The sequence below is a fragment of the Sulfolobus sp. B1 genome, from assembly GCF_007050195.1.
Classification (GTDB): Archaea; Thermoproteota; Thermoprotei_A; order Sulfolobales; family Sulfolobaceae; genus Saccharolobus.
On record NZ_QIMI01000070.1, the window covers coordinates 1 to 8,680 of the forward strand.

The 8,680-nt window shown below is 37.2% G+C and carries 6 protein-coding genes; 3 read left to right on the forward strand and 3 right to left on the reverse strand.

Annotated elements, in window-relative coordinates; genetic code table 11:
• Together DMP16_RS06005 and DMP16_RS06010 are read left to right on the forward strand one after the other, a co-directional pair.
• Positions 1-1,407 (forward strand): AMP-binding protein (locus DMP16_RS06005; RefSeq protein WP_143576976.1); only part of this gene is annotated, 1,407 nt, incomplete at its 5' end.
• Between the two features lie 40 nt (positions 1,408-1,447).
• The gene (locus tag DMP16_RS06010; protein WP_069284286.1) at positions 1,448-2,212 is read left to right on the forward strand and encodes an enoyl-CoA hydratase/isomerase family protein; all 765 of its coding nucleotides are present in this window, start codon (positions 1,448-1,450) and stop codon (positions 2,210-2,212) included.
• Positions 2,213-2,629: 417 nt separating this feature from the next.
• Here DMP16_RS06010 and DMP16_RS06015 read toward each other — a convergent pair whose 3' ends face one another.
• Together DMP16_RS06015 and DMP16_RS06020 are read right to left on the reverse strand one after the other, a co-directional pair.
• On the reverse strand, positions 2,630-3,043 hold the full coding sequence (locus DMP16_RS06015) for a hypothetical protein (RefSeq protein WP_069284287.1): 414 nt from the start codon (positions 3,041-3,043) through the stop codon (positions 2,630-2,632).
• A gap of 144 nt (positions 3,044-3,187) precedes the next feature.
• Positions 3,188-4,750 carry an APC family permease gene (locus DMP16_RS06020; RefSeq protein WP_069284288.1) on the reverse strand — a complete coding sequence of 521 codons (1,563 nt, stop codon included), beginning with the start codon at positions 4,748-4,750 and terminating at the stop codon, positions 3,188-3,190.
• Between the two features lie 367 nt (positions 4,751-5,117).
• Here DMP16_RS06020 and DMP16_RS06025 point away from each other — a divergent pair, with 367 nt between their 5' ends.
• Positions 5,118-7,937, forward strand: a complete 2,820-nt coding sequence (locus tag DMP16_RS06025; protein WP_069284289.1) for a hypothetical protein — start codon at positions 5,118-5,120, stop codon at positions 7,935-7,937.
• A gap of 172 nt (positions 7,938-8,109) precedes the next feature.
• Here DMP16_RS06025 and DMP16_RS06030 read toward each other — a convergent pair.
• Positions 8,110-8,680: acyl-CoA dehydrogenase family protein (locus tag DMP16_RS06030; RefSeq protein ID WP_143576977.1), on the reverse strand; the 571-nt coding region annotated here is incomplete at its 5' end.

An 8,680-nucleotide genomic window follows, 5' to 3' on the forward strand; every position in this document is an offset into this window, starting at 1 on the left:
AAGGGAGATAGGGTAGTATTAATGTCTAAAAGGGTACCCAGCTTATACTTCTCCTTATTAGGCATAGCTATGGCGGGAGGAGTTATAGTCCCTATATTTTCCACATTTGGAGAGGAAGCAATAAGATATAGAGTAGAGAATAGTAATGCTAGAGTTGCATTAGTTCATGAGTCCTTAGTTGATAGGTTCAAGAACATAAATGTGAAAGTGGTAAAGATAAGCGATGAAGGTATAGAAGGAGAATCAAGTAAGAGTGATGTAAATTATGAGAGAAGACCTATTGATGATCCTTTCTTAATCCTTTATACATCTGGCACTACTGGTAAGCCTAAGGGAATATGGCATTCTCAAGATATACTTACGTTTTACTATGTTTCTGGTAAGTATCACTTCGACATGCATTCTCAAGACACTTTCTGGCATACTGGGGATCCTGCTTGGGTAGCTGGATTTGCCGGTGTTTGGACAGCCTGGGTTAACAATATTCCATTAGTCTCATACGAAGGCAAGTTTAATGCTGAGAGATGGTACTCAATAATTCAAGAGTTTAAAGTCTCAGTGATCTCAACTGCTCCTACTGCAATAAGACTTCTTAAGAAGGAAGGCTTAGATTTGGCTAAAAAATATGATCTGTCCTCTGTAAGGTTTATTCACGCTGGGGGAGAATACGTAAGTCCTGATGTAGTGAAATTTGGCTTAGATATTTTTGGCGTTCCCGTTCACGATGGTTACGGACAAACTGAAACAGCTACTTACGTTATTGCCAATTTCATTTCATTGCCTATAAAGATAGGGTCTATGGGAAAGCCATTACCGGGGGTGAAAGCTTTAATAGTTGACGAAAATGGAATCCCACTACCTCCTAATAGTCAAGGTATATTAGCTTTAGATCCAAACTTCCCAGCTATGGCTGAAGGAATTTGGGGAGATGAGGAGAGATGGAAACGTAATTTCAAGAACGGATATTACTTAACCGGAGATGTAGCGTATATGGATGAAGATGGTTATTTCTGGTATGTTGGTAGAGCTGATGACGTGGTTAAAGTATCAGGTTATAGAGTTAGCCCAGTAGAAATTGAGGGTATTTTATCTACTCATCCAGCAGTAGCTGAATCTGCTGTAATAGCTGTTGAAGATGAGGTAAGAGGTTACAAGATTAAAGCATTCGTCGTCCTGAAGAAGGATATTAAACCCTCGGAGGAACTAAAGAAGGAAATTATGGATTACGTTAAACGGAAATTAGCTTCACACATGGTTCCAAGGGAAATAGAGTTCGTATCTGAATTGCCACATACTCTAAGCGGGAAGATAATGAGGAGGGTGTTGAAAGCTATTGAGACTAATTCTCAAATAGGAGACGTAAGTACTTTAGAAAATCCTGAGGTTGTGAAGAAGAAGGATAAATAGATTTAAATTTATCATTGAAACTACAAATATAGGTGGTAAATTGATAAAGGTTGAGATTGATAAAGAGAATAAGATAGGCAAGATATTTATAGATAGACAAGAGAAGATGAATGCCATAACAGTCAGTATGAGGAGAGAGATAGGAGAGAAGTTATTGGAACTCGATAAAAATCAAGATGTTAGGGTTATAATAGTAAAGGGCTTAGGAGGAAAAGCCTTTAGTTCCGGTGGGGACGTTAGTGAGTTCCTCTCTCTTACTCCAGAAACGTTATTGGATTGGGGTGATGATTTGACAACTTCGTGGAAGATTTCAAAACCAGTAATTGCCTCAATAGATGGTTACGCTTTCGGCGCTGGTCTGGAATTAGCCTTATCGTGTGACATTCGAGTAGCTACTCCTAAGAGTGAGTTCGCCTTTCCTGAGATAAGGTTAGGTATGGTCCCAGCGAGTGGTGGTTTAACGAGGATAATCAAGACTTTAGGAATATCTAGAGCGACTTACATGTTATTACTTGGTAAGAGAATTAATGCAGACTTAGCTTTGCAGTGGGGTATAGTACATGAAGTAGTTGAGCCAGAGAAACTAGATGAGAGGACATATGAAATAGCTAAGGACTTAGCGAGTTTATCTCCTTTAGCCGTTAAGGCTTTAAAGAAGGTTATATATGAGATAGCTGACTCACCATTTTACGCTGGTTTCGACATAGAGAGAAAGACCTTCGGGTTATTGAGATATAGTGAGGACTTTAGAGAGGGAGTAGATTCATTCCTAAATAAGAGGAAACCAAAGTTTAATGGTAAGTAGTGTTTTTTAAACTTCATGATTACTTAGGACAAGGTTATCTTTATTGTGGATAAAAGTTCGTCTTGTTTATATAAACCTTACAAAATTTTTAATTCTAAATTAAAATATGGTTGTGGAAGTTTTATGTATGTGAACAACAGTTTTTATATTATTTCTATTTATTTTGAAAATATTATTTATTTGGATTAGGATTGATTTCCTAAATTCATCTCCTCTTAGGTTTCATTCGGTTGAAAAATGTCCCAAATCTATTAACATGACTGACCTCCTCCCTAGAGGAGGAGGCTTTCCCTACTTTGTAATCACTCTCTATGATCCATTAATATAAGAAAGCCAACGCAAAACTTCTAACTAGTGCCACGGAGCTATATGTGAAGAAACGCGTTGAATAAGGGAGTAATCGGCCTTTTTAGTGAGTTAACCTGCATTTGTGCTATCCCACTCCAAAAACTTACCCTCACTTACCTTATCCATTATTATATTAAAGGCTTCCTCTAGCTTTTCTATCCCAAGTTTCTTTGAAGCCTCTAATAACGAGTGTAATGCAGTATACGCTTTACTCGTGACGAAGAGTGGAGTTAAGTTTAACTCTTCCACCTTGATATCATCCTTTCTCATACTATCTTTAACTTCATATACTACACATCCAGTACCCTTTATACAGTCACCAACGCAGTGTATGAATATACCGTTTTGCCCATTGTATTCCACGTAAACTAATATATCCTTAAGGAAGTTCCTTCCCACATATATCCCCTCTTCTAACTTACGTAATCTAATCCCTTTAAGGTCTTCAAAATTCCTCTTCAAAACATCTTTAGGGTTACCCATAAATTTTATTTTGGACATAAAAATAAAAAACTTTCGGAAAACGAATGTTATGTCCTACACTATATTGACACTCAAGAACTATAAGCGCTAAGACCAAATAAAAAATCGATAAATAGGATGTAGTAAAAAAACCTTAGATTTATCCTACTCTGCAATTCCTTGTTGCCTTTCCTCCTCTACGATGTTTACCGTCTTTCCTATTTTGTTCCTTATTTGAGGCTTCTTCTTCCACACCCATAGCGAGTAAGCTATTGAAAACGCTAAGTATACCGCACTTGCAATTACTGCTTGGGTATATGGGAAAACTGGAGGCCATATACTAGTGTAAAGCACGTAGGCGAAGATGCCAGTGGCTATGGTAGGGAAGACGTAGTGCTGAATTGGGTGGATCAACTTGTTTAAGCCAAAGTGTCTCTCCTTAAGTCTGTGGAACAGTATTGACACCGAGGTATTCATGGTTATATGAGCAACTACCAGTCCAACTAAAGCCATTGTGGTCAATAAGCTAAAGGCGTTTTCCAAGGCGTTTATTATCTGTGTCGAAGTTGCCGGTTGAGTGAACATTTGACTAGGACTAACGCCAGAGAAGTAACCCACAACGAAGCCAGTTATGACCGCAATGACCGTTGAAGCTAATCCAACGAATGCTAGAGCCTTTGTAGGGGTCACGAACTTTTTATGAACATATGCAAAGAACCTAGGAAGTACCCCATCCCTACCCATGGCAAAGTAAACCCTACCTGCGTTTGACTGCATTGCAACGCTGTCTGAGAAGGCTGAGTTGAAAGCAAAGAGGGCCAACAGAAGACCTCCAGCGATTCCCATGTACTCTGTATACACTATAACGCCGGGAATACCACTGTTAGCAAAGCTCAGCATGTTATTCACTCCCCATCCTACAGTTAGAGCATATGCCACTTCTGTCAGTACTGCCCCGACAATGAATACTCCCATCATTAATGCCCTCCTTATGTACTTAGAGTGCTTAGCCTCTTCTCCCAAAGGAGCTGAGCCTCCATAGCCTATGAAGCTGGTTATTCCAAAAATCATGCCTAGACCTAGGGCTCCCAGAGGTCCTCCAAGTGGTTCAAACTGGCTTCCGTAGACCTTGTTCCACGCAAACGGGTTGAAGAGATTGATGGTGTTGTCGGGGGCCTTTAAGATCACTATTAAGCTGGTCAAGGCTAGGAAAGCTACCTCAGTGAGGGCTGCATATCTAATGTACTTCATTTGAGGCCTTATCCCTACCATAGCTAACCCTATTGGTACTAATATGAAAACTGCAATAAAGGGTATCCACACCCACGCTGGTAGAACTATCTTCCAGAAGTAGTAGAGAATTCCAGGCAAAACTATTCCTGCAACGTAAATGGGAATTGCCGCAGTACTGACTATCTGATACATCGGATACATCAGACCAACTACCATGGCAGCCCTTGGACCAAACGCAGTAGCAACGTAACCGTAGTAGCCCCCCGCACTTGCATGTCTCTTAGCTAAGTGGTAGAGCGTGTTCACTTCTAGGTACATCACCACCATAGCCAATAGAAACGCCAGTGGAGTTAACACAAATGCTGCTGCAGCAGCTGACGTTATGAACGCCACTGTATCACACGCTGGTGCCATTGCTGCTATCTCTTGGCTTAGGGCCTCTAAGGTACCAACAACGCCTTTTTTGAGCTTTGGAACCTCTTGTTGACCACTCATATACTTAGGGTAACCCTAATAGTATAAAAAGTTAACTATACCATTATTTAGTGGTTTGAGAAAGCTGTAGTAAGAACAAAACGAGTTAAAATTCGCCTTCATATAGCTTAAAGGCGAGCTTATACCTCAGTGGAACCCTCACCATTTATGGGGAGAGTAGCATACGCGTTGTCTGAAGGCAAGTGTATAAACTTCATGAGCGAATTTATGAGAGAGTAGATTCATTTCTAAGCAATAAGAAACCAAAATTTAACGGTAAATTATTTTTTTGAAGTTCGTGCTTAAGTAAAACAAGGTTATCTTTATTGTGGACAGAAGTTCGTCTTGTTTGCAAAATTTTTAATTATGTATAACTCTATACTAAAATATGGTCGTAGAAATTTCAGAAGATGACGTTTATAATAGAGTAATTAGTTCTGAAAAAAACCCTATTTATATATCTGGTCTTCCCTTCGTTGGTAAGACCACAGTAATTAAAAGAATTAAAGGAAATTTTGAGTTAATTGAACTTCCAAAGGAGGTTAAGAGCCTTGATGAACTAAAGAAGTGTAGGCAAATGATAGAGGAAAAGGTAAAAAGCGGTAAGAAGGTAGTAGTAGAGGGCAGGAATTACGTTATCGATTTAATGTTAGGAAAAGTAAAACCAGTAAGTGAACCTTCCTTAAGGAATCCTAGGACTAAGATTTCCGGAAATGCTCTAACCTATCACTTTGATGATCTTAAAGTTGAAAAGAACATTAAGGATGTAGTGAAATTTCTCGAGTACTCATTAATAGTAACTCCTACTTATACCACTTACATTCCTAGATTATTTGATGAAGCTCAAAAGATTGAAGGGCTAGACGAGGTCTTACCAATTGTTTCAAGGTTTAAGCAATTGTTCACCGTTTTCCCTAAGTCAAACATAAAAGGGGATGAGGCTATAATCTATCCATTAGTATCTCTTTTCAATTCACCAGAGGAAATGAAGTTTTGCTGGAATAAACTTAGCGATAGCTGGAAGGAACTAATATACTACGCTATAGACTCTCACCTCAGACTCTTGCCTGGTAGGTCAAAAGAGGTTGTAAATAAATACCTAAGTAGAATTGAAGAGAAAGAAGTCAAACTCTCCATTGACTTGGACTACACTCCAGAAAACCTGGAAATCGTGGAGTATTTAGTAGCTCAATTACTAAATGGTAAAAGGGTAGGTATTATTGGTTCTTTGAAGAGTGGAAAGACTGGAATAGCTAAGGAGGTTATGAAATACATTAAGGGTAAGAAGGATCTGAAGATAGTAGACTATCATGACGAGAATGGGTATAAGAGTTTAAGGGGGATATACAAAAATCTTAATGCTGATATTTATGTCCTTACAGATGATTTATTGGACGCTTTAAGGGATAAATTAAGGATTGATATTGTTACGATATCACCATACCGAACATTTATTGACGAAAAGGATTACACAGATTACGTGTATAATGTGATATTCGAAAGTGATCCTAACGTTTTAAAGTGGTATTCTCCTCTGCTCGCTATGAAATATTTCCCCATGCCAGTAGAGGTATCAAAACTAGTCTTGAAGTACTTCGGGAGAAAGGTGGAGGAAACAATTGACGATCCCATATTGAATTGGTTTTCTGTTATAGACTATATTCCCGAGAGCATTAAGAAAGCTGAAGGTGCTGAGGATGTTGAAAAATATGAGAAGAGAGCTGATGAGATATTACTTATCTTAATTAACATATTAAAAGAGAAGATAATTACTGGAAATTTAGCTTATAATTTCTTTAAGATTGTAGGTTATCTTTTAGATAAATATAAGTTTAGTAGTGTAGAGGATAGTCCATTAAACAATTATCTGATTAACATATCAGATAAGCTAGGAATAGTTAAGCCCTTGATAAAGGGATTAATACCTATCATAAAGGACTATTTAGATGATAGATGTAGTGAACTACCCCAACCTATCATGTTAGATCCATCAGCCTTCGTAAACGTTATTCCCGAAATTTTTAACTTGAACCTCCTCTTAACTGAGTTATATCCTAAAATAATTGGAACTATTGTGAAGTCTAATGACGTTAAATGTGTAAACAGAGCCCTCCAACTCATTTTTAATTACGCTCTATTTAATGACAGAAGATTTTTCGTTAGCGTAGAGGACATTATATTTAATAAAATAATTCAACTGAAGAACGAAGATCTGGTTAGTAGTTATGTGACAACGGCTTTATTGACTGGGTATAGGAATCTCAAGCATATAAGAGAAATACAGAAAGTTATACCCAATGCCAGACCTTATACCCTAATCCTCTTACCAAAAGAAACTGGGAAGAGTCCTATTGAAATGCTGAGTAGTGTACTCTCCTTGAACTATGAACTAAACTTAGCAATAGATAGGTCTGAGCTAGATAAGGTTGTTAATAAATACAGTGAGTATAAGAGAAGATTAGATCAGTTAAAATCAGTCCTGAAGAAAATTGATGATAGAAGTGCAAAGAAAGTTTTATCGACTATACTGTTTAACGGTAATTTAAAGGATTTAATTAATACGTTAGAGAATGACTACTATAAATTCATTTTATACGTGAGATATGCCTCCTACATAGGTTTTAGAGCATTTGTTGAAGATAAGTGGTTTACGGATAGGAATATGTTTAGGAGTTTTATACAATCCATGCTTAAGGATTCAGAGGCTATATATGGGTATATAAAGAATTTAAATGAGTTAGGAGATGAAGAAATAAAAGAGTTAATAATGATATATCAATTTAAATTAGCTAATGCATTACTTTCTAAAAATAAATATGAATATAAGGGAGTTCTAGAAGACATAATTGAAATTGAACAGATGCCAGAGGAAATAAAAATTTTAGCTTCCTTAGCTCTAGGACGTGAAGTTAATGTCAAGAGCGATAGCCCACTAATAAATATAGCTTTATCTGTAATTAAAGGGAGTTCAAATGAAGGTCTTAAGAAAATATATGAAGAATTTAAGGATCAAGATTACAAGTTACTTCCTCCAGATATAGTAGAAGCGATTTTAGTGCATAAAATGTTAAGCGGGCAAGATATATCAAGCGATATTGAAAATATAGCTAAGACATTGCCAGGAGTGTTCTTCATTATAGCCCATGATTTCATTAAAGGTGATAAGGAAAGATATATAGCATCACTTATATTGTTCTACTTGCCTTAAGAGTTTTCTTTCATAAAAAATGCAGATACGTAACAAAGTGAGCAAGATAGGGAAATTTTAGATGCTAGTCTATAAAGTATTTCGTAATAAAGCAATCATTTGTGCCAAAAATGTAGTTAAGACTTTGTAAGCTTTGAGTTTAGACGTCTATGCTTTAAAATTTTTGCCAATTTCAGTATGATCTAGGTAAATTCAATATGTGATGGGCTACATATGCTAGGACTAAGTTTTGAGAGACTGGAGCAACTTTATATAACCTAGTCTCTCTCAATTTCCTCTCCACGTTAGAATCTACAGCATAACCATATCCTCCATATATATCCATTGCCACATTACCAGCCTCCCATGCTATTTCTGTTGCCAAGTATTTAGAGATATTAGCATAATTTCCAATTCTTTTAACATCACTCCCCTCTTCTAAATACTTCAGCCCCTCATTAAAATACGCCTTAACTGCCTCTAATTCAGCGTAAACTTTTGCCAATGGAAATTGGACACCTTGATAGCTTCCTATAGGCTTATCAAACACTACTCTATTTTTAGCGTACTCACTAGCCTTATTTATAAACCACTCAGCATTACCTATCATCTCTGCTGCTATCATAAACCTTTCTGCGTTAAGTAAGTCTAATAGATAGTAGAAACCTTTATCGACTTCACCTATTACGTTCTCTTCCGGTATCTCTAAGCCATCTATGAATAGTTCATAAGCAGCTGTATTTGACATAGTCCTTATCTCCCTC